Genomic DNA, 24,821 nt, shown 5'->3' with positions numbered 1-24,821 from the left:
CGGACTCACTGCGTTGCCGCGTCAACGACGGGGCGCCATTTGTCTTCATTCTCGGCCATCCATGCCGCGACGACTTCTTCGACCGCGCCACCATCTACGTCGATCGCCCCCATCATTGGCTGCTGGTCTTCGACCGACAGCTGATAGTTAGTCAGGATTTCATAGGCAGCGGGCCACTTGTCTGCCATGCCGCTCCAACCGGCCTTGAAGATACGTGACGGCGAGAAATCGCAATCATTCACTGCGTTGGGGTTCGGGCCCCAAGACGGATCGTTAAAGCACGCCTCTTCGCCTGCAGGCAGTTCGACAAACTGTACGTCATATGCCGACATCGCCCAATGTGGCTGCCAGAAGGTGATCAGCAACGGCGACTTGCGCTCGGTCGAGGCGCGCAATTCGGCGATCAAAGCGCCCTCGGAACCCGCGGGGACCGCTTTGAACGGCAATTCAAGACCGGTCATACGATCCGCGCCGGGCGTACCCCAATCCGCTGGGTAATCGACCAGACGGCCACCGGGCAGAGTTTCAGCCGTAGCAAAAACTTGCGCACACTCTTTCAGCGCTTCCCACGCAGGCAGGCCCGGGCACAGCTCCGCTACATGTGCCGGGTAGGCAATGCCTTCCTTGGCATCAAGCCCCAGATCGCCGATTTCAACAACGGTGCCTTCGTCGATCTTCTTGGCGTATTCGTCGGACACGTTGGACGACCAGATTTCCAATGTCGCGTCAATGTCCCCATCGGCCAACGCCTGGAACTGATTCATCATCCCGGCGGTCACGTATTCTACGTTATAACCGGCGGCCTTCAGCATCTCACCTGCCACATGGGTGGTCACATGTTGACCGGTCCATTCGTTGATCGCCAGCTTGATCGGTTCATCGACCGCGCCCATATCTGCGGCATGGGCCGCCCCGGCCACTGCGATAGCCAAAAAGCTTACGCTTAGCTTTTTCATAACAACAACTCCCTGTTTTTTACGTTTGCCCCATGGCGATATCGAGCCCGCCCAGGATCATTTGTGGTCACAGCACATTTCGCAACATGCACAAGTTTAGCCGAAAAAGGAAAGGGAACAGTTGTTCCGGGTCCGACGCGCTTCATCTAGCGTTAAACCACGACCCATCCCTGCTGCTCCACTCGGCAATACACACACTTAACACCGTCAGTTCGGAACCGTCAAAGATATTGATTGACTAGTCAATATAAAACACGCGCTTCATCTCAAGATCTGATTTGCCTTGTCAAATCTTCTTAATAAGGCAGCATCTGGATAAGGGAGGGTCTGGGAGATGCGTCACTTTGAAAAGATCTACCAGATATCGGCTGATCGCCACGGCGGCCCCGCCGAACTGGAAAGCAAGCTAAGCAAGCCTAAACCAATCGCCGAATTGGTGGCGATGTCAGATGATCGCTGGTTATCGCTTATTACGAAAACCGTGTTCCAGGCAGGGTTTAACTGGAAAGTGATCGAATCGAAGTGGGACGGATTCGAAACGGCATTTGACGGCTTCGACATTGGACGCTGCGCATTCATGGATGACGAGAAATTCGACGCACTGCTGCAGGACACCCGCATTGTCCGCAACGGAACCAAGATTGCCACAGTGCGCGACAATGCCGCGTTTCTGCTGGAACTCCGCGCGGAAGGTGGCGTCGGGCGAATTCTGGGCGGGTGGCCATCACAGGATTATGTCGGCTTGCTACAGATGCTCGCCAAGCGCGGATCGCGGCTTGGCGGTGCTTCGGCGCAGTATGCTATGCGGTTTGCCGGTCGGGACAGCTTTATTCTGTCCCAAGATGTAACAGCTCGTCTGATCGCTGAGGGCGTTATCGACAAACCTGCAACCTCCAAAAAAGCAATGGCCGCGGTGCAGGCCGCGTTCAATACATGGATGGGACAATCCGGGCGATCGCTGACGGAAATCAGCCGGGTTCTGGCGATGAGCCTTTGAAAACGACTTGCAGCGCCGAGCTGCCGCATTAGGCTTAATGCCATGATCCGCCCCCTGTTGATTTCATTGCTGTTTCTATTTGTAGCCTGTGGTCGACCTCTAACCGATCACGAGCGCGCATTTGTCAGTAAAATCCACGGAGACACATTGAATTTGGATCGTGTGCGATTGGTAGAGGGTGCCCCCGTCGCAGCGGTTACATTTACCCGCAAAGCCCGCCCTCGGGTTGCCTGCCGTGAACGAATCTTACCACCTGTCAAAGAGGAAACCGTGACCGGCAAACCCGCGGGCGTTGCGCTGTTCAATCATGTATACTTCACGAAGGACTGGTATCTGGACGACTACATGAGCCAGTACCCCGATCAGGTGAACCTGATCGGGGCAATGTTGCTTGCGCATGAATTAACCCATGTCTGGCAGTGGCAAAATCGCAAGACAACTGGTTATCACCCGTTCCGCGCTGCGGCAGAGCATGGCCGGAAGGACGATCCTTACCTGTTCGACCTTGATACTTCGCCCGATTTTCTGGCCTATGGCTACGAACAGCAGGGCGCCATCGTCGAGGAATATATTTGCTGCCGGGCGCTCGACCCCGACGCACCTCGAACCAAGCGTCTGCACGATATGCTAAGCGCCCAATTCGAAGTCTCGAAATTGCCCGGTAACAGGCGCGAAAGCTCCGTCCTGATACCCTGGGCGGGCGCAGAGATTAATGGCATCTGTCGCTGAGCTTTTTAGTTCACTTGCAGGGTCTTCAGGTAAGCCACTAGATCCACGATTGGCTTGCTGGTCAGGATTGGCTGCCCTTCCGGCGTTTTGATCGCGGTGTCGTTACCTTCGAAATAGGGGCCATAAACCGGCATCGGGCTGCCATGGCTGACCAACGGTTCGCGCCCGTCAATCCGCGCCACGACGCGCGCCGTCGGAAATACACCATTTGCATCGGCCAGCGTTCTCAGGTTTGTCGGCTGGATCACCAGCACCCCGGCCATTGGCCCATGCCCCGTTGCATCCAACCCATGACAGGTAGCGCAATAGTGCTGATACAGCTCGGCCCCGGTCTCCACCTCCTGAGCTGAAGAGGCCTGTGGTATCATGGTAAGTACAGTCAGCGCGCCCGCGCCAAGTATTGATCGGATCATCACTTTTCTCCCTCCTGCCTGGCAAATCGAGACTTGCCGGGAGGTCGCGCTGGCGCAATGATCCAGATCAACGAAATAGGCGCAGGGACAAAAGGCAATGACACAATACGCAGCCATCATGCTGGCCGCCGGAATCGGCGTTCCCATCCTCGCCGCGCTGAACGCCGCATTAGGCAAATTGATCGGCTCACCCAATGCGGCCGCCGTCATCCTGTTCGCGATCGCCTTTGTCGCTTCAGCGCTGGCGCTGTTGGTACTCGGTGGATCCGATGCCTTTGCCAAACTCACCCAAGCCCCCAAACATCTGCTGCTGGGCGGCGTATTAATCGCCTTCTATGTGCTATCAATCACCCATGTGGCCCCACATTTTGGCGTGGGCAATGCGGTGTTTTTCGTCTTACTCGGCCAGTTGATCAGCACAGCCGCAATTGACCATTTTGGCTTGTTCGGCGCGCAGGTTACGCCGCTGACATTAATGCGGGCCGGAGGCATTACGGTGATGGCAATCGGGGTCGCAATCACTCAGCTGGCCTGAGCACGCCGCCCTCCAGCCGCAACATCCGGTCCATCCGCGCCGCCAGATCAAGGTTATGCGTCGCGATCAGCGCCGAAAGCCCTTCATCCCGGACCAGCGCCATAAGGGCCGCAAAAACCTGATCCGAGGTATCGGGGTCCAGATTGCCGGTTGGCTCATCCGCCAGCAGCACACGTGGCTGATTTGCCAGTGCCCGGCAGAAGGCCACGCGCTGTTGCTCTCCGCCCGACAAGGCTGCTGGCCGGTGATCTGCGCGCGGAGCGACGCCAACGCGATCAAGCAACTGCATCGCACGGGCTTGCGCTGCTTTCTCGGAAGCACCGTTTGCCAGTTGCGGCAACACGATGTTCTCCAGCGCCGTAAACTCAGGCAACAGATGGTGGAACTGATAGACGAAGCCAACATCGCGCCGACGGATCGCTGTGCGCGTGCGATCCCCTTTGCCCGTCGCGCCCTGCCCCGCGACTTCGACTTCGCCTGTATCCGGGGTATCCAGCAGGCCCGCGATATGCAGTAGGGTCGACTTGCCCGCCCCGGATGGCGCAACCAGTGCCACAGCCTCACCCGCGCGCAGCTCCAGATCGGCACCGCGCAGAACCTGCACCTCTCCTGGGGTGCCTTGCAGATAGGTCTTGGTCAGACCGCTGAGCCTCAAAGTCACATCACTCATAGCGCAGCGCCTCAACCGGGTTCAGCCGCGCTGCGCGACGAGCCGGGAAATAGGTGACAAGGAAAGACAGGCCAAGTGACAGCCCTATCGCTTTCATGACGTCAGACAGGTGCAATTCGGCGGGCAATGCGTAGATGCCGCGAATGGACGGGTCCCAGACGCCGCCACCCATGACGTAGTTCACGAAGGAAAAAATCGGATCGATATAGATAGCGAAGAGGCAGCCCAGTACGACGCCCATCGCTGTTCCGATGATTCCCGTAAAGGCCCCGCAAATGAAGAACACCCGCAGCACTGATCCTTCGCTGAGCCCGATGGTGCGTAAGATACCGATGTCGCGCCCTTTGTTCTTCACCAGCATGATCAACCCCGAGACGATGTTCATTGCTGCAATCAGCACGAGGATCGACAGGATGATGAACATCACATTATCTTCGACCTCCAGCGCCCGCAGGAATCCTCCAGAGGCATCCTGCCAAGTCCATATCTGGCTGCGCTCACCTGCGGCCTCAAGTATCGGAATCAGGATCGGGGTCAGCTCTTCGGGGCGCTCGACCATCACTTCGATCTCGTCCGCCACGCCTTCACGGTTGAAGAAGCTTTGCGCCTCGGCAAACGGCATGTAGACGCGCGTGCGGTCGATGTCATAGCGCCCGGCAGAAAAGACATAGACCACCTCATAAGCGTTCACGCGGGGAGATGTGCCAAATGCGGTTTTGACACCGTTGGGCGAGGTCAGTTTGACCCGATCCCCCACCGTCGCCCCGATGGCCCGCGCCACGCCCGAGCCGATGGCGATGCCGTCCGGGAACCGGGACAGGTCACCATAGGCCTCTTCGCTTTCTGCAATACCGGGCAACTCGGCCAGATCGTCGGGACGAATGCCAAAGACCTGCACGCCTGAACTGCGGTCCGCATTGGTGATCAGCACCTGCCCTTTGACAAGCGGTGCTGCCCGTTCGACCCCCGGCACCTGCGCGATCCGCTCGGCCATTTCATCGAATTCCGTGATGGTGCGGTCTAGCCGCCCCTGCGCATCGATTTCTCCGGCGGAATACACCGTGACATGTGCGTTGGCCCCAAGAATAGTGCCCACGAATTCTGACCGGAATCCGGACCGAACAGCCAGCGTCGCGATCAGAGCGAACACAGCGAGCGTAATCCCGATCAGCGAGATCCAGGTCATCACGCTAACGCCCCCTTCGGCCCTACGGGCACGGAGGTATCGCCAGGCGATTTTCCATTCGAAAGGGGCAAAGGGCGGGGGAGATTTGGCCATTTCTGCCTCGGGTTCAGATTTTTCGCGACCCTTTCGACATTTCGCCGGATGGTCAAGCCAGTTATCGTGCGGACACCGGTTCGGCGTTACTGCGCCCGATAAAGGGGCGAAAAGAACAGTTTGAAACGAATCATTTGCCCCAAGCGCCAAATCATCACCGGCAACGCGAGAAATCACTGGCCGCAAATTATACCAATGGTTGTGAACCCCTTCACAGACAAGGGCTTATTGTTTCAGTTATGAAGTCAATGTGAGATATCAGCACCCGACTGAGTCACAATCGCAACATTCAGGTGCGAAATATTGTTTCACAAATTGATTAGTGTGAGAAACTTTGTCACCCTACTTGTGTGGGGGACACATTTTAAGAGTTTAAGGGCGGAGGCACGCTCATGGGTATTCAAGAACATATGGAAGGCACGGGCCCGATTACTGCCCGTTCAGCAGCAACAGAACTGGATTGCGAAAGCGCCGCATTGTTGCGGGCAGCGATCAGGCCAGTTTTCACAAGCGCAGCAAGCTGGGCCGGTTTGGCCGACATACTGCGGGACAAAGGCTATCGCCTTGCTTTCCGGCAGGGGCGGCTGTGCATCACGGATCGCGCCACTGACGAACGCGTCTGTGGATTGCGGTTTCTGGGCTTCGAACTGGCGGAACTTGTACGCCGCTTTGGTCGCCCGATCGTGGTCGCACGCGGCAGCGAAGCGGACGGCGATTTCCTGACCGCACGTCCGACCTCAGCTTCCTGAGCTAAACCGCCGAAGGTTGCACCGCCTTGTTCAGGCGATGCCCTCAAAGATTTCTGCGATCTTGGTGACGGCCGCTTCGGGGCTGAGTTCCTCACTTTCGCCGGTACGGCGGCTGGTGAGTTCGACCACACCGTTCTTCAGACCACGCGGGCCCACTGTGATGCGCCACGGCAGACCGATCAGGTCCATGGTGGCAAACTTGCCCCCTGCCCGTTCATTCCGATCATCATAAAGCGGCTCAAGCCCCAGCGCAGTCAACGCGCTGTAGAGTTTATCGCACGCCGCGTCCGCCTCTTCATCACCTTGCTTCAAGTTCACAATGCCGCAATGGAATGGAGTCACGCCTTCGGGCCAAATGATGCCCTTATCGTCATGGCTGGCTTCGATGATCGCACCGATCAGGCGGCTAACGCCGATGCCGTGGCTGCCCATATGCACCGGAACCGGCTTGCCATCGGGGCCTTGCACAGTCGCTCCAAGAGCTTCGGAATACTGGGTGCCAAAATAAAAGATCTGCCCCACTTCGATACCACGCGCCACGCGGCGGCGGTTTTCGGGGATTTGGTCAAACAGGGCTTCGTCGTGGGTTTCGTCCGTTCGGGCGTATTTAGAAGTGAACTCTTCGAGGATCGCCTGACACTGTTCGCGGTTATCATAGTCGATCTCACGATCGCCGAAGGTCAGATCGGTGACCGCGCTGTCATAAAAGACCTCGGATTCGCCAGTATCGGCCAGTACGAGGAACTCATGCGTGTAGTCACCGCCGATAGGTCCAGAATCAGCGCGCATCGGGATGGCTTGCAGACCCATCCGCTCATAAGTACGCAGATAGCTGACCAAGTGGCGGTTATAGGCGTGCAGCGCGTCTTCTTTGGTCAGATCGAAATTGTATCCGTCCTTCATGTAGAACTCGCGCCCCCGCATCACGCCGAAACGTGGGCGGATTTCATCGCGGAACTTCCACTGAATCTGATAGAGCGTCAGCGGCAGGTCTTTGTAGCTGCTCACGTGGCCGCGGAAGATGTCGGTCACCAGTTCCTCGGCGGTTGGCGTGTACAGCATATCGCGACCGTGGCGGTCCTGCATGCGCAGCATTTCCTGGCCATAATCGTCATAACGACCGGATTCGCGCCACAGGTCGGCTGATTGCAGAATCGGCATCTGGATCGCGATGTGCCCAGCCCGCGCCTGTTCTTCATGCACAATGTTCTCCAGCTTGCGCAGAACCTTGAAGCCCAATGGCAACCAAGAATAAATCCCGGCGGCGGCCTGTTTGATCATCCCGGCACGCAGCATCAGCCGGTGGCTGACGATCTGAGCCTCCGAGGGGTTTTCCTTAAGAACGGGCAGAAAGTAACGGCTGAGGCGCATAACGTAACCTTACGGGTGAGAATTTCGCTGCAAGGTGATTATTCCAAAGCCTAGCCGGGGGCAATCGCACATCGGTGTTTTGCGACCCATGCGCAGTCGGTTTTTTGATTGACCCGAGCGTTGGGGTTTTCAATGTTGGCGCAAACCTTAAACCGCGAGGCAGCAATGCAAACAATCACCGAACCCGCCCGCCAGATCCCCGTTGTTCATCAGACAGACGTATTGGTTGTCGGCTCGGGCCCCGCTGGATTGTCAGCAGCGCTGGCTGCCGCACGCGCTGGGGCCGAAGTTTCCTTGATGGATAGATTCGGTTGCATGGGTGGGAATATTACGGCAGTCGGCGTCGAAGGCTTTGCCTGGTATCGCCACGAACAAACTGTCGAGGCCGGAGGCATCGGCATGGAGTTCGAAACCCGCGCCAAAGAGATGGGTGCAGCAGTGCCTGAAAGCCAATCGCTCAGCTACGAACTGGACAGCGAGGGCTTCAAGCTGGTGGCCGACAAGCTGGTTGAAGAGGCTGGCGTCCATCCGATGTTGCACCGGCAATTCGTCGCCCCGATCATGGAGGGGGATCGCATCACTGGGGTGATTACCGAATCCAAAGCGGGGCGTGAGGCGATCTTGGCCAAGGTTGTTATCGACGCCACAGGGGATGCAGATGTAGCGCATCGCGCGGGCGCCCCGACGCACAAGACGCCACGCGAGGACATGATGGCGGCCTCAGTGATGTTCCATCTGGCCGGTGTCGACAAACGGGCCTTTATTGAAGGTGTCAAAGCCGACCCGCAGACCTACAAAGACTGGGGTGGCGGAGGCGAATGGAATATCGAAACCTCGGGCAAAGAGGACGACATGTTCTCGCCCTTCGTCAAGAAACCCTTCCAGCAGGCGATTGATGAGGGCTTGATACCGGCTCATTTGAACACGATCGCGGGGACCTGGGGGGCGATGCACGATACCGGAGAACTGACCTATATGAACCTGATTCATATGGACCAGATCGATGGAACCGACCCCGAAAGCCTGACCTTTGGTGAAATCGAAGGCCGCCGACAGGCGATGCTGGCCATTGATGCCCTCCGCCGTTTCATGCCGGGGTGCGAAAACGCACGTCTACGCAATTTCGGAATGACCATCGGCATTCGGGATACGCGCAAGATCGATGCCGTCTACAACATGACCGAAACCGATGCCCGACATCAGGGCCGGTTCGAGGATTCCATCGGTATCTACCCTGAATTCATCGATGGCTACGGCATTCTGATCTTGCCGACCACGGGGCGATATATGCAGATTCCGTATCGCTCGATGCTTCCCAAAGGGATCAAGGGCCTGTTGGTTGCGGGCCGGTCCCATGGCGCGGATCGGGTCGCTCACGCCGCGACGCGCAACATGTCCTGCTGCGCAGTGATGGGTCAGGGCGCAGGGATCGCGGCGGCCTTATCGCTGAAAAGCAATCAGGAGCTCGACAGTATGAACCTTGCTCCTGTGCATAAGGAACTGGAACGGCAAGGCGTGAGAATTAACTGATGGAGCGTATTCCAACCATAGATATCAGCCCGCTGACTGATCCTTCTGGTCCGCTGTATCAGGCAACGGTCGCGCAGATCATGGATGCCTGCACCAGCATCGGGTTTCTATCGATCACAGGGACAGGCATCGCGCCTGAGCACATCGAGCAGGTGCGCGAGTGTGTCAGTGCGATCTTTGATATCGACGAGGCCCGAAAATGGGATCAGGCCATCACCCGCGAAAACTATCGTGGGTACATTCCGATGGGGTTCTTCACGCCCAATGACGGCTCGGGCGCGGCGGATAAGTACGAAGGGTACAAGCTGCATTTCGAAGCAGCCGAAGATGCGCCGATCCGGGTTGAATGCGCACTTTACGGCCCGAATATCTGGCCCCGAGAAGTGCCCCAGGCCCGCGCGGTAATACTGGATTACTGGCTACAGCTTGATGGCGTGACAGATCTTTTGCTGGGTGCATTGGAAGTGGGGTTAAAAATCCCGCCCAACACACTACGCGACGCCTTCCGCGACCCGATGACCAACATGACCCTGCTACACTATCCGCCACAATCCCCGGATGAGCTTGGCTATGGAATTCATCCGCATAAGGACACCGACGCGCTGACAATAATCGCTCCCGATCCGGTCGGAGGACTTGAGGTGCAGACCCGCACCGGCGGCTGGATCACACCGGACTGCCCGCCCGGCGGCTTCGTGGTCAATATCGGCGACATGCTGGAACTGTGGTCGGGCGGGCGGTTGAAATCGACCCCGCATCGCGTGGTTAATCGATCCGGGCGTGAACGCTATTCCTTCCCTTATTTCGCCGTTCCGCGCCACGATGTGGTGGTTGCGCCACTGCTGCCTGCCCTGCCCGGCTTTGATCGCCCGAAGGTACATTGCGGACACTGGTCGGCGGAAATCTGGCGCACCAACTGGCCTGATGAAATGGCCACAGGTGAGACACCGGAACTGGGTACTCTGACAGACTAGGGTATAAAAATCGCGCGCCATGAACCGCTTGCATCGCCGGGCGTCATGGGCCAAGAACACGGCAATGCTGTGCAAACGAGGGATTGCGCCATGGCCTTGCCGGTGAAGGATCAGCTTAGATACTGGGGCATTGCCGCCGCTGTTTTCGTGCTGCTTTTGTACCTGTTGGGCGATGTCTTGCTGCCCTTTGTGATCGGTGGTGCGATTGCATATTTCCTTGATCCCGTTGCGGACCGCCTGGAAACACTCGGCCTTTCGCGCATGGCTGCGACCGGGATCATTACCGTTGTCGGCGTGTTTGGTTTTGTTTTGATGATTCTTATGGTTGTGCCCGCGTTGATCACACAGCTACTGGATCTGATTGATGTTTTGCCAAGCCTTTTTAAAGAACTGCGCGCCTTTATTGAGAAACAATTCCCGGCTTTGCTCGATCGCGAATCAAATACCCACCAGATGCTGGTGTCATTTGGCGAGACGCTGAAATCAAAAACCGGCGATGTGCTGCAAACCGTTCTGGCCTCATTGGGTTCAGCAATAAATGTCGTCGTCCTGCTGGTTATCGTACCGGTTGTCGCGGTTTATCTGCTGATGGATTGGGATCGCATGATCACCCGGATCGGAGAGCTCTTGCCCCGTGATCACGCCCCCACGATCAAACGACTTGCTGGTGAAATCGACGCCGTTCTTGCCTCATTCGTGCGTGGAATGGGTACCGTCTGCCTGATCCTCGGCACCTACTATGCTGTCGCATTGATGCTGGTCGGCCTGCAATTCGGCCTGATCGTCGGCTTCATTGCAGGACTGGTAACCTTCATCCCCTATTTGGGCGCCCTGATCGGAGGCACCCTAGCCATAGGCCTGGCCCTGTTTCAGTTCTGGGGGGATTGGGCACATATCGGTTTGGTCGCCGGTATTTTTGCTATCGGACAGGTGACCGAGGGCAACTTCCTGACGCCCAAACTCGTCGGTAGTTCGGTGGGCCTGCACCCGGTCTGGCTGCTGCTGGCTTTGTCGGTCTTCGGCGCGCTGTTCGGCTTTGTCGGAATGCTGATCGCAGTACCTGTAGCGGCTGCCTTGGGCGTGCTGGCACGGTTTGCGACCGAGCAGTATCTGCACAGCCGCCTATATACCGGGCTTGAAGGGCTCAATCAGGAAGACGAATAAATGGCCATGCAGCTCAGCTTTGATCTGCCGTCCAAGACTGCCTTGGGCCGCGAAGACTTTTTCGTCTCGCCTGCTAATGCGCTAGCTGTTGCGATGATCTCTGCCACCTCATGGCCTGGCAACAAACTGGTGCTGAGCGGCCCTGCAGGATCGGGCAAGACCCATCTGGCGCATGTCTGGGCCGGCGAGACCGGCGGTCGAATCGTACAAGCCGCCGCGCTTCGATATGACGACGTGCCGGACCTGGCGCGCGGTCCGGTGGCGGTCGAAGATGTGCCAGTAATCGCGGCGGACGTCGAGCAGCAGAAAACTCTGTTCCATTTGCACAATCTGGTTCTGGCCGAGGGCCACGCCTTGCTGATGACCGGGCGCACGACGCCGAAACTGTGGCATCTGCCGCTGGCCGATCTGCAAAGCCGGGCCGAAGGTGCGCATCATGTGTCGCTTGAAGGGCCGGACGATGCGCTGCTGGGCGCAGTGCTGGCGAAGCTATTCACCGACCGGCAGCTCAATCCGGGGCCGGATGTCATGGCATATCTGGTCAAGCACATGAATCGAAGCTTTGAAACCGCCGCCCGCGTGGTCGAGCAGCTTGACGAAATTGCGCTGACTGAAAAACGCGACATCACCCGTGCGCTGGCGGTGCGTCTATTGAACACAGAGGCCGAACAATCGGATGCCTGTAATTGACCGGACAAGGGTGATCTCGCATCCTGTCGCGCAAAAGACCTGGGGACACCATGACCAAGATTGCCGAGACTGATTTCCCGGATCACGGGCTGTTCGGAAGGCCGCTGTTCGAAGATCCGGGCGCCCGTGCACTTTCCCGGGTCGGGGTTGTCGATATCGGATCGAACTCGGTCCGGATGGTGATCTTTGACGGCGCGGCGCGCTCACCGGCCTATTTCTACAATGAAAAGGTGATGTGCGAACTGGGCGCCGGCCTGTCAGAGACCGGCCGATTGAACCCTGAAGGTCGCAAACGGGCGCTGGCTGCCTTGCACAGGTTTCAGCATCTTGCCAGAGACCTCGGCCTGCCCGCCCTGCACGCGGTCGCCACCGCTGCGGTGCGCGAGGCCAGCGATGGACCGGATTTCTGTGCGCAGGCAAAAGCCGAAACCGGCCTGATCATCAACGTTGTCGATGGCGAGGAAGAAGCACGGCTCTCAGCTCAGGGCGTGCTGCTGGGTTGGCCCGGAGCTTATGGGCTGATCTGCGACATCGGTGGCTCGTCCGTCGAACTCGCTGAGATCGGAGGCGGCAAGGTCGGACGTCGCATGACTTCGCCCCTGGGGCCGCTCAAACTGCGCGATATCAAAGGCGGTCGCCGGGCGCGTAAGGAGCATATCAAGAAGACGCTGGAAGAGATGCGCGACCGGATGGGCCCTCAACGTGATCGGCTGTTTCTGGTCGGCGGCAGCTGGCGCGCCTTCGCACGTCTGGACATGCTGCGCCGAGGCTATCCGCTGAACGTGCTGCACGAATACCGCATGACACAAAGTCAGGTACGCGAGACCATCAAGTTCATCGAACAGAATGATCCTGATGAATTGCGCGCATTGGCCGGTGTGTCGGGCTCGCGTATGGCATTGATCCCCTATGCAATGGATGTGCTTTCACGCCTGATCCGCACGTTCAAACCAAAGGACATCGCGATTTCAAGCTACGGCATCCGCGAAGGATTGCTGTATGAACAGATGCCGCAACGCCTGCGCGACCGGGATCCTTTGATCGAAGCCTGCCGGTTTGCCGAAGCGAAAGACGCGCGCTTGCCCGGTTTCGGCAAACACCTGTTCGATTTTGTCATGCCCTTGTTCCGTTCGGCGCCGGAACCGATGCTGCGCCTGATCAAGGCAGCTTGTCTGCTGCATGACGTCAGTTGGCGTGCGCATCCAGATTACCGGGCCGAGGCCTGTTTCGAATATGTCACCCGCGCCAACATGAGCGGGATCAAACACTCCGAGCGGATCTTTATCGGGCTCGCTTTGCAACACCGATATCGCAACAAACGTGAAGGGAGCCGCTTTACCGAGCTTTACGAACTGCTCGACGAACGCGGCCAGGAACAAGCCGAAATCCTGGGCAAAGCACTACGGTTCGGAGCGATGCTTTGGATGCAGCACGACGCAGCCATGGGCAAGATGCGTTACTATCCCAAAAAACAAAAGCTCGAACTGCGTCTGCCCAAATCGGCAGGCGCATTGTTCAACGAAGTCGCCGAGGCCCGTTTTAACTCGTTGGCCGGCGCGCTGAAATCAGAACCCAAAGTGATCATTCGGGGATAATCAGATATCGGTATAACCGTTAGAAGTCTCTTCTTCCGGCACAACTTCTTCGGGCTGATCTTTGGGCTTCTTGCGGATGATAATGTCGCCGTTTGGTAACATCTCGGGCGCTTCATACGCGCTCCAATCCTGCACCTGAGCAGCCAAATCAGCCAGCGCTGGACCCATTTCCCGCATGAAAGACTGTAAAGCCGGGCCAAATTGGTCCGCAAATCCACGCAGGTCTTCGATCGTTGGCTCCATCTCCTGCCGCAAGCCTTCCAGAAACAACTCGGCACCCCGCTCCATCAGCGACTTACCTGAAGCGTCCTGTGTCTGGGCAGGCAGGGCCAAGGCGGTACAAACAGCGCTGATCAGCATGAGACGTAGCATAGCTTGAATATAAGCGAGCGTGCCGAGTGTTGAAAGGTCAGAGGTCGATATCCAACGTCACCGGGAAGTGGTCGGATGCGGTTAGCAAGGCATCCCTCAGCTCGGGGTTGCCCCAGCAGGCGGCATCGCGAAACGGATGCCAGATGCGCCAGTTCGGGTGGTGGGCGCGCAAATCCTCGCTAATCATGATGTAGTCCAACAACGCCTCAAGATACCGTCCCTCATTAGGCCGCGCAAATCGTGCAGTTGCTGGGACAGAACAGGGGCGCAGTTCCAATGCCCTTGCTGCATGAGGATCATAGAGCCCCGCCTGCAACAATATCTCGACCGACGATCGACCGAAGAGGTGTTCGAACTCGTCCAGTCCGGGTCCGTCATTGAGATCGCCCAGCAAAATCACCGGCTCTTGCTCCGTCAAATGATGTTGGACCCGTCGACCCAGCCATACCGCCTGCGCCAACTGCTTACGGCGATTGGCAATCGAAATTCGTATCATCTCATCCCGCGATGCAGCGCCATGGGGCGCTTTGGACTTCAGATGCGCCCCGATCAGTCGAAACTCCTGCCCTGAGGTTGTTTGGATCGCCAATTCCATCGGAGGCTTTGAAAACCGAACAAGATCCTCGGTCGCATCCACATCCAGGTCGATCCGGAACTCGGCATCGAAACGAGGCGCGTTCTCAGCCTCCCTTGCGTCGTGTTTGGCTGTAAGAATTTCGGGATCATAAAGCAGGGCCAATTCCTGATGTGTATCATTGGGAAATCCCATGATTGCATGGCTTGTACGCAGACCGAACGCCTCGGCAAATCGCTGCAAGGCACGGACGGTATTCTGAGACTTGCCTGTGTTGGGGGCTTCGACGATCAGCATCGCATCGGCATCAATCGCAGTCAGCACCTTTGCGATCGCCTCAACCTGCCGGGCCTTGGTCACATCGTGACGCCCTGACCAGCTGTCATCGACAATCAGGCTGTCATTGCGATCAAACAGGTTGGCTAACCATTCGATATTGTAGGTCGCCAACCGCACGGATCAGACCCGGGCGCCGTTGATTTCATCCCAGGCGCGGTTGATATCGATCATCTTTTTCTCGGCCAGCCGCACCGCCTCTTCCGGAACGCCGCGTGCCAGCATCGCATCGGGGTGAGTTTCTCGCACCAGTTGCCGCCAAACCTTGCGAATTTCGGTCAGAGGAGCGTCGCGGGGAACGCCCAGAACCGTATAGGGGTCTTTCGGCGCATCCGGTACGAAACGCGCGCGCAGGGCCATGAACTGAGCGTCGGTCTGGCCGAAAATGCGGCTGACTTCTTCCAAAAACTCGTTTTCGTTCGGATGGTAGAACCCGTCCGCCATAGCAATGTGAAACAGCCCTTCCATCAAATCGCACAGGGTGGTGCTATCTTCGGCGAACATGCGGGCAATCCGGCGGGCATAGTCCTGATATCCAGCAACGTCTGTCCGTGCCATGTCAAAGACCTTGGCCGCCCCGTCTTCATCTTCGGGCGCGATCTGGAACACTTCACGAAAAGCCGTCACCTCATCCCGCGTCACCTGACCGTCGGCCTTGGCCATCTTGGCGCCAAGCGCCACGACAGCAATCGCAAAGGCCACCGAACGTTCTGGCGGCGTGCGCAGTTTCTCAAACACCGCAGTCAGGCTTTCGCCCTGGGCAAGCGCGTTCAGCGCGTCGGCTATTCTGGACCAGATCGACATGGGCGCACCCTAGCGTGCCTTGTCACGACTGTCAGGTGCGACAGATGACTGCGGGCCGAGTATTTTCTGCATCAGGACAAGATCCAGCCGCTGCCCCCATTTGAACCCCACTTCAGGCATGCGTCCCACCTGCTTGAAGCCAATTGCCTTATGGAAGGCGATGGCTGCAGGGTTGGCCGATGAAATGCCCGCCACCAAGACATGCACGTTATCCTCCCGCGCGTTGGCTTCAAGAGCCTCCATCAACGAACGGCCAACATGCTGGCCTCTGGCTTCGGGTGCCAACTGTATCGAATGTTCGCGGCACTGCGCATATCCCGGTCCCGAGCGGAAGGTGCCATAGGTCGCAAACCCCTCGACGGCACCACTGCGCTCGGCGACCAAGAAGGCGGGACCTCTGGTTTCGATCTCTGCCACCACGCTTTCAACGCTGCGTTCATCGGTGGTGAAAGTGACCAGCGTATCACGGATAATCACGTTTGCTATCGCCGCAATCGCAGGTGCATCTTGGGCTCTGGCCTGCCGGATGTTCATTCCAGCACGCGCAACCCGTGCGGTGTTTCGATTTCAGCGCGCAATGCAGCCGGGCCGCTGTCAAACGCGACATACTCCAACGCCCCCAGACCTTTGGCTAAGTCGATTGCATCCGGATGGCACACAATCAGGCGGCGTAACCGGCAGCCACTGTCCTGAAGCATTTGTGCCGGATGCAGATCACCCTTCCACTCGATAAGCGCCGGAAAGAGGTTGTCAAATGGCAGACGTCCATTTGGGGGGACTGCCATACGCCAGCGAAGCGCGCCTCGGTTCAGATCGATAGGTTGTCCGACGCCGTCGGGGAAAACGGTCAGTGACGCTTCGATATCCGGAACCCGGCAAATCCAGTTGGTCAGGCGGGGTGATCCGGTGAACCGGTCCAGATCGAACCAGCGCGTCCTTTGCGGTTTGGAGGCTTCGGGGTCGATCGCAATCGCCTCCAGATAGAGCCCATCCCGCAAGCCCAGAAGTCGATTATACGTTCCGAATTTTTCGTGCTTGCCGCCGTCCTGAAGCCGCACGCCCAGCGCCTGTTCGATATGGTCAGAAGCTTCTTCAAGCGTTTCGCCCGCAACAGCCAGATGATCCAGTAACATGAAGACGCCTCCTGATGACAAACGACCAGACCATTTGGGTCTGGTCGCATGTTTTCCGCAAAGGGGCGAAATCACAAGATTTTTCGTACGAAAAATCTTGGCGCCGGCGTCAGGTTTTGGCTTCGCCGATCAAACGCAAGATGTCTTGTGCCGCTTCAGGGATGTTCGTTCCCGGACCAAAGATCGCCTTCACACCGTGATCGTAAAGGAACTGGTAATCCTGTTGCGGAATGACCCCACCGCAGATGACTATGATGTCCTCAGCCCCCGCCTTTTTCAGTTCCTCAACCAACTGAGGCGCCAATGTCTTATGCCCCGCAGCCTGCGAAGAGATCCCAATCACATGCACATCATTGTCCACCGCGTCCTGTGCGGCTTCTGCAGGCGTCTGGAACAGAGGGCCGACATCCACGTCAAACCCGATATCGGCAAAGGCGGTGGCAATCACCTTGGCGCCCCGGTCGTGGCCGTCCTGCCCCATCTTGACCACCAGCAGACGCGGGCGGCGGCCCTCGGCCTCGGCGAACTTTTCTATGGAATTCTGAATCGCGGCAAAACCTTCGTCACCCTCATAGGCCGCCCCATAAACACCGGCCAGGGTCTTCACTTCGGCGCGGTGACGACCGAACTCTTTCTCCATTGCCATGCTGATCTCTCCTACGGATGCGCGGGCTCGGGCGGCCTCGACGGCGGCGGCCAGCAGGTTGCCTCCCTCGCGGGCGGTTGTTGTCAGGGCGTCCAGTGTCTGTTGGCAAGCCGCCTCGTCGCGCGTTGCACGGATACGCTCCAGCCGCGCGACCTGAGCTTCGCGCACGGCCACGTTATCGACGTCCAGAATATCGATCGGGTCTTCTTGCTCTTTGCGATACTTGTTGACACCAACGATGACCTCTTCGCCCCGGTCGATCATAGCCTGACGGCGCGCAGCGCTTTCCTCGATCCGCAGCTTGGGCATGCCACTGGCAACGGCCTTGGTCATACCGCCCATTTCCTCGACCTCTTCCATAAGAGCCCAGGCTTTTTCGACCAACTCGTTGGTCAGGCTTTCGACGTAGTAAGAGCCCGCCAGCGGATCGACCACATCGGTCACGCCGGTTTCCTCTTGCAACACCAGCTGCGTGTTTCGCGCGATACGTGCTGAGAAATCGGTTGGCAGCGCGATCGCCTCGTCCAGTGCGTTGGTATGCAGTGACTGTGTGCCGCCCAGAACCGCGCTCATGGCCTCATAGGCAGTGCGGACCACGTTGTTATAGGGGTCCTGTTCCTGCAGCGACACGCCCGAGGTCTGGCAATGAGTTCGCAGCATTTTCGACCGTTCGGATTTCGCCCCGAACTCGGTCATTACCCGATGCCAAAGGGTGCGCGCAGCGCGTAGTTTGGCGATCTCCATGAAGAAATTCATGCCGATGGCAAAGAAGAACGACAGACGACCCGCGAACTTGTCCACGTCCATGCCTGATTCCGTCGCTGCGCGCACATATTCGCGCCCGTCGGCCAGCGTATAAGCCAGTTCCTGCACCAGGTTCGCCCCGGCCTCTTGCATGTGATAGCCCGAGATCGAGATCGAGTTGAACTTGGGCATCTCATTCGAAGTGTAATCGATGATGTCCGAGATGATCTTCATCGAAGGCTCGGGCGGGTAGATATAGGTGTTACGCACCATAAACTCTTTCAGAATGTCGTTCTGAATGGTGCCCGAGAGCACGGCCTTGTCATGCCCCTGCTCTTCACCTGCAACGATGAAGCTGGCCAGAACCGGGATCACCGCCCCGTTCATCGTCATTGAGACCGAAACCTTGTCCAGCGGGATACCGTCGAACAGGATTTTCATATCCTCAACGCTGTCGATGGCCACACCGGCTTTGCCGACATCGCCCACCACGCGGGGATGGTCACTGTCATAACCCCGGTGAGTCGCCAGATCGAAGGCGACCGAGACACCTTGCTGGCCGGCCGCCAGATTGCGGCGGTAAAATGCATTCGATTCTTCAGCCGTCGAGAAGCCTGCATATTGACGGATCGTCCAAGGACGCCCTGCATACATCGTCGCTTTAACGCCGCGCGTAAACGGCCCGAAGCCCGGAAGCGAGCCCATATGCGGCAGATCAGCCGTGTCTTCCTGAGTATAAAGCGGTTTGACGTCGATGCCTTCCAGCGTCTCTTTGGTCAGATCGCCCAAAGGTCGGCCGCGCAGCTCTTTTTCAGCCAGCACCTGCCAGTCGTTGGTGTCGGTCATGTCGATTTCCTCTGTTCAATTCTGGTTTCGGCGGGGGCGACCCCGCGTGCATTGCTATCTGTCCGGCGGATCAGTTCAGCCCTCCCATCGGCGCCCGAGGCAAGCCATTCCAGATCATCGGCATAATCAGCCCAAAGCTGCATCGCCTGTTCAGCGGTCAGACCATGGGGCGTGGCTTTGGGCGCAGCATTCAACGCAAGGCCATCGCTGAATTCGGGCGCGGTGCGACCCGTCAGCGCCTGAAGCTGCGCCTGTTGATGACCCGCAAATTCCTCAAACGGCAAAACGAGCAATGGGACGCCCGGGAAGGCGAGGCTAATGTCAGTGATGACGTCGCGCCAGCTCCGCTTGCTTTGCGCGATGCGGGTCCACTTTGTGGGCTCGATTGGGGCGCTGCCACGTTTGAACTTATAGGCGGCCACGGAAGACCAATACATATCCAACGCGCGGATATTCAGTGCAATTTTGCTGACTCCGCCATCGAAGGCCTTTGCCAAAAGCTGCCCGCGTTCCTGCATGCCGGGATAAAGCGAGGCAAAGGCGATATTGCGCTCCATCGAGCCCACGAAATTCTCTTGGCTGACCAATAGCTGCGTCGCGCCGTCTTGCTGACATACGTCTAACTCGCGGCGTAATCCATCACAGACCTCAGTCGTCAATTTGTTCAAGCTGTTGAGGCCATTGGAACGTGTTCGCTCCGGCCCCCAATACGCCAGCCCTTGATCTGCAAGGACCTGCACGTTCCGGCTCAGATAGTTCTGGAAACTGGTGCTTGCACATCGATGTGCGCCACAATGCAGGATCACTTCCATCGGCCTACTCTCCCAACGCGAAGGCCGCGGGAACGGCGCGTTTTGTAGGCAAATTGATAAGTACGCATGGGTGGGTGCGGCGTCCACGAAGCAAATTTTTGGTGATCACACGCATTTCGTCAGTCGCATTCGCCCCAGCAGAGGCTATATTCATCACAACAGGAGGCCTTATGACACGCACGCTTGCCTTTGTTTTCTCGGCACTATTCCCGTTGGCCGCCTTGGCCGCCGACGCGACTGCCCCTGCGGATGACAGCTTTGTTCGTCCAGTAGCTGACAGCGATCTAAGCGATTTTCTCTGGACGCATCGCCCGATCGTCGTTTTTGCCGATACCCCGGCAGACCCAAGATTCCAGCAACAGATTGACATGTTGCTCGAAGGCGAGGACGCAATGCGGGATCGCGACGTGATTGTCTTGACCGATACTGATCCGGCGGCGCGATCATCGATCCGATCAAAACTGCGACCGCGTGGTTTCCAGATGGTGTTTGTTGACAAGGATGGTGTCGTCAAACTGCGCAAACCCAGCCCATGGAGCGTGCGTGAGATTGGCCGGTCCATTGACAAGACGCCTTTGCGCGAGCGCGAAATCCGCGAACGACGTGAGGGCGGCTGAGCACCTGCGACATGCCTCAAGATCCCGGCGGAAGCCGCTGGGAACCTTGAAAGATATGTCGCAGGTGCGCGCATCATCACTCGAACTCGATGATCACATCGTCAACGGCCAGACTGTCGCCGGGGCCCGCGTTGATCTTGGAGACAACGCCCTTTTTCTCGGCGCGCAGGATGTTCTCCATCTTCATCGCCTCAACGGTACAAAGTGCCTGACCTTCCTGCACCTCTTGACCTACTTCCACATCAATCTTCACGATCAAGCCCGGCATTGGGCAGAGCAGCATTTTCGATGTATCAGGCGGCAGCTTCTCGGGCATCAGGCGGGCCAGTTCGGCCTGACGCGGGGTGCGCACATGTACCTTGAGGTCAGCCCCTCGGTTTCGGATACGGAACCCGCCCGATATCTTTCCAACCTTCAAGACCAACGGGCTGCCATCCACGTCCAACACCGCAAGTTGGTCACCCGGCGTCCAGTCAGAGGACACACGCAGAGCTGACCCGTCTTTGAATTTGACAGTCGCGCCCTGTTTGTCAGCCTTAACCTTGACGCTGAAATCCTGCCCTTGCAGAGCGACATTCCAACGTTTGCCGACTTTCCGTTCATGGTTGTCCATCCGGCCCGATACGCGGGTGCGACGGATTTCGGCAACCCGGTGCATGGCAGCGCACGAGGCTGCGATGCGACGCAGATCTTCTTCGGGAAGGTCGACGCCTTCAAACCCGTCCGGATACTCCTCGGCGATGAAAGCGGTCGTCATTTCACCACTTACAAATTTCGGGTGATCCATGACCGCTGAGAGGAATGGCAAGTTGTGACCGATGCCTTCGACTTCGAAACTGTCCAGCGCCACGCGCATGGCTTCAATCGCCTGTTCGCGGGTCGGTGCCCAGGTACACAGCTTGGCGATCATCGGGTCGTAATACATGCTGATCTCGCCGCCCTCATAGACGCCGGTATCGTTACGCACAGCGCTATCCCCTTTAGGCGCATCACCTTGCCATTTGTCATTCACAAGCAGCGGGCCGGCTGCGACCTCCTGCGGCGGGCGATAACGGGTAAGGCGGCCAATCGAGGGCAAGAAGCCACGATACGGGTCCTCTGCATAAAGACGGTTTTCAATCGCCCAGCCTGTCAGGGTGACGTCATCCTGCGTGATCGACAGTTTTTCACCAGCCGCCACACGGATCATCTGTTCGACAAGATCGACACCAGTGATCAGTTCGGTCACTGGGTGTTCCACCTGCAGGCGGGTGTTCATTTCGAGGAAGTAGAAGTTCTTTTCGCCATCCACGATGAACTCGACCGTACCGGCGCTGGCATAGTTCACAGCCTTGGCCAACGCGACCGCCTGTTCACCCATCGCCTTGCGGGTTTCAGGGTCAAGGAACGGCGATGGCGCCTCTTCCACAACTTTCTGGTTGCGGCGCTGGATCGAACATTCGCGCTCGCCCAAATAGATGCCATTGCCGTGGCTGTCACAGAGCACCTGAATCTCGATGTGGCGCGGCTGAGTCACGAATTTCTCAATGAAAATCCGGTCGTCGCCGAAGGAGTTCGCGGCCTCGTTCTTGGATGACTGGAAACCTTCCCGCGCCTCTTCGTCATTCCACGCAATCCGCATGCCCTTGCCACCGCCGCCAGCGCTGGCCTTGATCATCACCGGATAGCCAATGTCGTTCGAAATCTTCACCGCCTCATCGGCGTCTTCGATCAGGCCCATGTAACCGGGCACCGTCGAAACCCCGGCCTCCTGCGCGATCTTCTTCGAGGTGATCTTGTCCCCCATGCTTTCGATCGCACCGACCGGGGGGCCGACAAAGGCGACGCCTTCGGCATCCAGCGCCTCGGCGAACTTGGAGTTCTCGGACAGAAAGCCATAACCGGGGTGGACCGCCTGCGCGCCGCTTTTACGGATGGCATCCATCACCTTGTCGATGACGATGTATGACTGGTTGGCGGGCGGCGGGCCGATATGCACGGCCTCATCCGCCATTGAAACATGCAGGGCGTTCTTGTCAGCATCTGAATAGATGGCAACCGTGCCAATGCCCATCTTGCGGGCGGTCTTGATGACCCGGCAGGCAATCTCGCCCCGGTTTGCGATCAGGATCTTGTTGAACATGGAACGTCCTTTGGCTTGATGTTCTGGAAACGCAAAACGCCGCCGTGGGGCGTTGACCCCACGACGGCGTGATGCGCAATGACGGACGGGACTTTTCCAGCCCCGTTAAATTCAGCTTTAGTTACAGTTGTTCTGGGTCTTGCAGTAAAGCACGTTGCCCGCAGCCCCGACTGCCGCCCCAAGCAGCGGATCTGCACTGAGGACCGCTGCCCCCAGAGCCCCCGCACCGCCGCCAAGGATCGCCTGTTCGCCGGTCGAGCCACCGCAGGCCGCCAAACCCGCGCAGGTTGCCAACGCAAGGGAAATTCGTTTGATTCGCATGGTTTCTGCCCTTCTAGATTTTTTGCAGTCTTTGAGAGCAGATGCCGATTTCGCGCCTTGTTATGCAATAACACGGACCACAAACTTGCGAATTGCGCAGGTTTTTGCCGCTTTTTGTCCAAACCTGACAAAAAGAAAACCGCGGACAGAACTCTGTGGGGAACACAAGCCTGCCCGCGGAAGGAAGGGGTACGGAATAGTAGGTGCTTGTGCGACGCAGGCAAAGTAGAGCCGCACGGCCCAATCACTGTGCACAGCACAATTCTGGCCGCCAACCAGTTATTGTTTCCATCTGAGATTCCGGCTGAAACCTGCCCATCCAGCGCGGCACCACGCAGATTTGCGCCGACGTCGTAATCGCCCGGACAGCGACGACTACGTCTGAAATCCGTCACGTTCCTGTTACAAATCGAAGACTTGTAGCGAGGCAGTGCGCGAGGCACCTCACGCAACATCACTACAAACTCACACAAAAATCCTTCCGGTGACAGTAACTTAGATTCCGGTTTCGCCGCAGCGTGAAACGTCACATGTCTACCGACACTTTTGCTTGAAAAATTGAGAGCATCTTCTCTCAACTTGGTGATTTCCCAAGAATTCAGTTGCGTGGAACGGTGCCCCTGCACACTCGCACACAAGGAACTATCCATATGATAACAAAGGGTAAAACCGCCAGCCTGCTTGCTGCCAGCGCGCTTTCCGTGACCGGTATGCAAGCCTTGGCGCAAGATGCACAAACTCAGGCTGAATTGGCTGCACTGCGCGCCCGGGTCGAAGCGCTGGAATCCTCCAATCCCGGGTCTGGCACTGGGGATCTGCAGATCGGCAACACCACTCTGGACGTCTACGGTTATGTCAAAGCCGACTTCTTCTATGACTTCGAATACGATCAGGGCGACACCGCATTCGTAAACGTGATAGGTGAACCCTCGGCCGAGACAGATGGTACGTTTGGCGCCACAGTCCGTCAGTCTCGTATCGGCCTGCGCACCAGCACGCCTTCGGGAATCGGTGACATTCAGGGCCAGATCGAAGTCGATGCCTTCGGCTCGGACGGAACCGCCGAATTCCGAATTCGTCATGCCAATATCCGAATTGGGGAACAATGGCTGATCGGACAATACTGGACCAATTTCCAACCTCTGGACACCTACCCGACCTCGGTGGAATTTAACGGGCCGGTCGGGATCGCTTTCGCGCGCGTTCCGCAGGTGCGCTACACCAACAATATCGGATCGAATACCACCTTCGCCGTTTCCGTTGAAGAAAACGTCGGCGGCTCGGATTCGGATGATCCCGTGCTGACTGGTTCGGTCGAATACAACGATGGCAAATACATCGCTCGTGCCTCGGCGCTCTACGGCAAGGCGCAATCCGGCGACGTCGAGGTCGATCAGACCGGTTTCTCTTTGTCGGGCTCGATCCGACCGTGGGAAGGTGGGTTGTTCCAGGTCAACTATGTCAACGGCGAGGCACTTGGCCCCTACCTGATCGGCTTGGGCGACGCAGTCGTCGGGGGTCAGGCCAACGATGTTGATGGCTACACCATCGAATTCCGTCAGGACCTGAGTTCCAAATGGAACGTCGGCATCGCCTATGGCAAGGAAGACTACGACCTGCCTACATCGACCGGTACTTTGTCGTTCACCGAGCTTGAGACGATCCACGTCAATGCCTTTTACAAGGCGACAGACAACCTGACGCTCAGCGCCGAATACATCTATGGAGAGCGGAACGACACAATTTCCGGCGACACATTCGACGGCAATCGTGTCCAGTTGGCCGCGCAACTCAACTTCTGATGAAAACAGCCTACCCTGCCCATTAGCGGGCAGGGTTCCA

General features: G+C 57.7%; 25 protein-coding genes. 11 read left to right on the top strand and 14 right to left on the bottom strand.

Translation table 11 applies throughout. From position 1 onward, the window contains the following. Positions 1-5: 5 nt before the first annotated feature. On the bottom strand, positions 6-956 hold the full coding sequence (locus ACRZ9U_RS04045; RefSeq protein ID WP_170392106.1) for an ABC transporter substrate-binding protein: 951 nt from the start codon (positions 954-956) through the stop codon (positions 6-8). Positions 957-1,290: 334 nt separating this feature from the next. Here ACRZ9U_RS04045 and ACRZ9U_RS04040 point away from each other — a divergent pair, with 334 nt between their 5' ends. After that, positions 1,291-1,953, top strand: a complete 663-nt coding sequence (locus ACRZ9U_RS04040; RefSeq protein WP_170401469.1) for a DNA-3-methyladenine glycosylase I — start codon at positions 1,291-1,293, stop codon at positions 1,951-1,953. A 42-nt stretch (positions 1,954-1,995) separates the two neighbouring features. After that, entirely contained in the window at positions 1,996-2,682 is a 687-nt protein-coding gene (locus tag ACRZ9U_RS04035) for a hypothetical protein (RefSeq protein WP_170401472.1), read from the top strand. 5 nt (positions 2,683-2,687) lie between these two features. Here ACRZ9U_RS04035 and ACRZ9U_RS04030 read toward each other — a convergent pair whose 3' ends face one another. After that, positions 2,688-3,095: a c-type cytochrome gene (locus tag ACRZ9U_RS04030; RefSeq protein ID WP_170401475.1), complete on the bottom strand. Its 408-nt coding sequence runs from the start codon at positions 3,093-3,095 to the stop codon at positions 2,688-2,690. A 97-nt stretch (positions 3,096-3,192) separates the two neighbouring features. Here ACRZ9U_RS04030 and ACRZ9U_RS04025 point away from each other — a divergent pair, with 97 nt between their 5' ends. Further along, the gene (locus ACRZ9U_RS04025) at positions 3,193-3,630 is read left to right on the top strand and encodes a DMT family transporter (RefSeq protein WP_170401478.1); all 438 of its coding nucleotides are present in this window, start codon (positions 3,193-3,195) and stop codon (positions 3,628-3,630) included. Here ACRZ9U_RS04025 and ACRZ9U_RS04020 read toward each other — a convergent pair. Together ACRZ9U_RS04020 and ACRZ9U_RS04015 are read right to left on the bottom strand one after the other, a co-directional pair. Next, entirely contained in the window at positions 3,614-4,300 is a 687-nt protein-coding gene (locus tag ACRZ9U_RS04020; protein ID WP_170401481.1) for an ABC transporter ATP-binding protein, read from the bottom strand. The two genes, ACRZ9U_RS04025 and ACRZ9U_RS04020, sit on opposite strands and share 17 nt — an antisense overlap. Further along, a complete protein-coding gene (locus tag ACRZ9U_RS04015; RefSeq protein ID WP_170401484.1) occupies positions 4,293-5,579 on the bottom strand; it encodes a lipoprotein-releasing ABC transporter permease subunit in 1,287 nt (428 codons plus the stop codon). The genes ACRZ9U_RS04020 and ACRZ9U_RS04015 overlap by 8 nt, the downstream gene beginning before the upstream one ends. Before the next feature lie 392 nt (positions 5,580-5,971). Between ACRZ9U_RS04015 and ACRZ9U_RS04010 the strand changes: the two genes are divergently transcribed. Next, the gene (locus tag ACRZ9U_RS04010) at positions 5,972-6,328 is read left to right on the top strand and encodes a hypothetical protein (RefSeq protein WP_170401488.1); all 357 of its coding nucleotides are present in this window, start codon (positions 5,972-5,974) and stop codon (positions 6,326-6,328) included. A 30-nt stretch (positions 6,329-6,358) separates the two neighbouring features. Here ACRZ9U_RS04010 and proS read toward each other — a convergent pair whose 3' ends face one another. Further along, on the bottom strand, positions 6,359-7,699 hold the full coding sequence (gene proS / locus ACRZ9U_RS04005) for a proline--tRNA ligase (protein ID WP_170401493.1): 1,341 nt from the start codon (positions 7,697-7,699) through the stop codon (positions 6,359-6,361). 132 nt (positions 7,700-7,831) lie between these two features. Between proS and ACRZ9U_RS04000 the strand changes: the two genes are divergently transcribed. From ACRZ9U_RS04000 to ACRZ9U_RS03980, 5 genes are all read left to right on the top strand, one after another. Continuing rightward, positions 7,832-9,229 carry an FAD-dependent oxidoreductase gene (locus tag ACRZ9U_RS04000; RefSeq protein ID WP_170401496.1) on the top strand — a complete coding sequence of 466 codons (1,398 nt, stop codon included), beginning with the start codon at positions 7,832-7,834 and terminating at the stop codon, positions 9,227-9,229. Then, complete coding sequence (locus tag ACRZ9U_RS03995) at positions 9,229-10,203, top strand: isopenicillin N synthase family oxygenase (RefSeq protein WP_170401499.1); 975 nt, start codon at positions 9,229-9,231, stop codon at positions 10,201-10,203. The genes ACRZ9U_RS04000 and ACRZ9U_RS03995 overlap by 1 nt, the downstream gene beginning before the upstream one ends. Positions 10,204-10,293: 90 nt before the next feature. Next, complete coding sequence (locus tag ACRZ9U_RS03990) at positions 10,294-11,367, top strand: AI-2E family transporter (protein WP_170392915.1); 1,074 nt, start codon at positions 10,294-10,296, stop codon at positions 11,365-11,367. Beyond that, complete coding sequence (locus ACRZ9U_RS03985; protein ID WP_170401502.1) at positions 11,368-12,057, top strand: HdaA/DnaA family protein; 690 nt, start codon at positions 11,368-11,370, stop codon at positions 12,055-12,057. A gap of 50 nt (positions 12,058-12,107) precedes the next feature. Beyond that, positions 12,108-13,652, top strand: coding sequence for a Ppx/GppA family phosphatase (locus ACRZ9U_RS03980; protein ID WP_170401504.1), 1,545 nt, complete (start codon positions 12,108-12,110; stop codon positions 13,650-13,652). Here ACRZ9U_RS03980 and ACRZ9U_RS03975 read toward each other — a convergent pair whose 3' ends face one another. The 7 genes from ACRZ9U_RS03975 to ACRZ9U_RS03945 all read right to left on the bottom strand — a co-directional run bounded on the left by ACRZ9U_RS03975 (position 13,653) and on the right by ACRZ9U_RS03945 (position 19,919). Next, complete coding sequence (locus ACRZ9U_RS03975; RefSeq protein ID WP_170401509.1) at positions 13,653-14,024, bottom strand: hypothetical protein; 372 nt, start codon at positions 14,022-14,024, stop codon at positions 13,653-13,655. 37 nt (positions 14,025-14,061) lie between these two features. Further along, positions 14,062-15,054 (bottom strand): endonuclease/exonuclease/phosphatase family protein, encoded by a 993-nt coding sequence (locus ACRZ9U_RS03970; protein WP_170401512.1) that lies wholly within the window; start codon positions 15,052-15,054, stop codon positions 14,062-14,064. 3 nt (positions 15,055-15,057) lie between these two features. Beyond that, on the bottom strand, positions 15,058-15,738 hold the full coding sequence (locus tag ACRZ9U_RS03965; RefSeq protein WP_170392133.1) for a molecular chaperone DjiA: 681 nt from the start codon (positions 15,736-15,738) through the stop codon (positions 15,058-15,060). Between the two features lie 9 nt (positions 15,739-15,747). After that, complete coding sequence (locus ACRZ9U_RS03960) at positions 15,748-16,272, bottom strand: GNAT family N-acetyltransferase (RefSeq protein ID WP_170401515.1); 525 nt, start codon at positions 16,270-16,272, stop codon at positions 15,748-15,750. After that, complete coding sequence (locus ACRZ9U_RS03955) at positions 16,269-16,871, bottom strand: VOC family protein (protein WP_170401518.1); 603 nt, start codon at positions 16,869-16,871, stop codon at positions 16,269-16,271. The genes ACRZ9U_RS03960 and ACRZ9U_RS03955 overlap by 4 nt, the downstream gene beginning before the upstream one ends. Positions 16,872-16,980: 109 nt before the next feature. Next, positions 16,981-19,107, bottom strand: coding sequence for a methylmalonyl-CoA mutase (gene scpA / locus ACRZ9U_RS03950; protein WP_170401522.1), 2,127 nt, complete (start codon positions 19,105-19,107; stop codon positions 16,981-16,983). Further along, positions 19,104-19,919, bottom strand: a complete 816-nt coding sequence (locus ACRZ9U_RS03945; RefSeq protein WP_480901307.1) for a hypothetical protein — start codon at positions 19,917-19,919, stop codon at positions 19,104-19,106. Before ACRZ9U_RS03945 ends, scpA begins: the two co-directional genes overlap by 4 nt. 170 nt (positions 19,920-20,089) lie before the next feature. On the opposite strand from ACRZ9U_RS03945, the gene ACRZ9U_RS03940 reads away from it, so the two are divergent. Beyond that, on the top strand, positions 20,090-20,536 hold the full coding sequence (locus tag ACRZ9U_RS03940; protein ID WP_170392143.1) for a DUF4174 domain-containing protein: 447 nt from the start codon (positions 20,090-20,092) through the stop codon (positions 20,534-20,536). A 76-nt stretch (positions 20,537-20,612) separates the two neighbouring features. Here the strand turns inward: ACRZ9U_RS03940 and ACRZ9U_RS03935 are convergent, their stop codons facing one another. Next, a complete protein-coding gene (locus ACRZ9U_RS03935) occupies positions 20,613-22,658 on the bottom strand; it encodes an acetyl-CoA carboxylase biotin carboxylase subunit (RefSeq protein WP_170401528.1) in 2,046 nt (681 codons plus the stop codon). Between the two features lie 117 nt (positions 22,659-22,775). Next, positions 22,776-22,979, bottom strand: a complete 204-nt coding sequence (locus ACRZ9U_RS03930; protein WP_170392147.1) for a hypothetical protein — start codon at positions 22,977-22,979, stop codon at positions 22,776-22,778. A 650-nt stretch (positions 22,980-23,629) separates the two neighbouring features. On the opposite strand from ACRZ9U_RS03930, the gene ACRZ9U_RS03925 reads away from it, so the two are divergent. Next, positions 23,630-24,781 (top strand): DcaP family trimeric outer membrane transporter, encoded by a 1,152-nt coding sequence (locus tag ACRZ9U_RS03925; RefSeq protein ID WP_170401530.1) that lies wholly within the window; start codon positions 23,630-23,632, stop codon positions 24,779-24,781. The last annotated feature ends 40 nt before the right edge of the window (positions 24,782-24,821 follow it).

The organism is Ruegeria sp. D7, from assembly GCF_056534355.1.
Note: the sequence above shows the minus strand (reverse complement) of the source record. Positions and strands in the feature narration are given on the sequence as shown.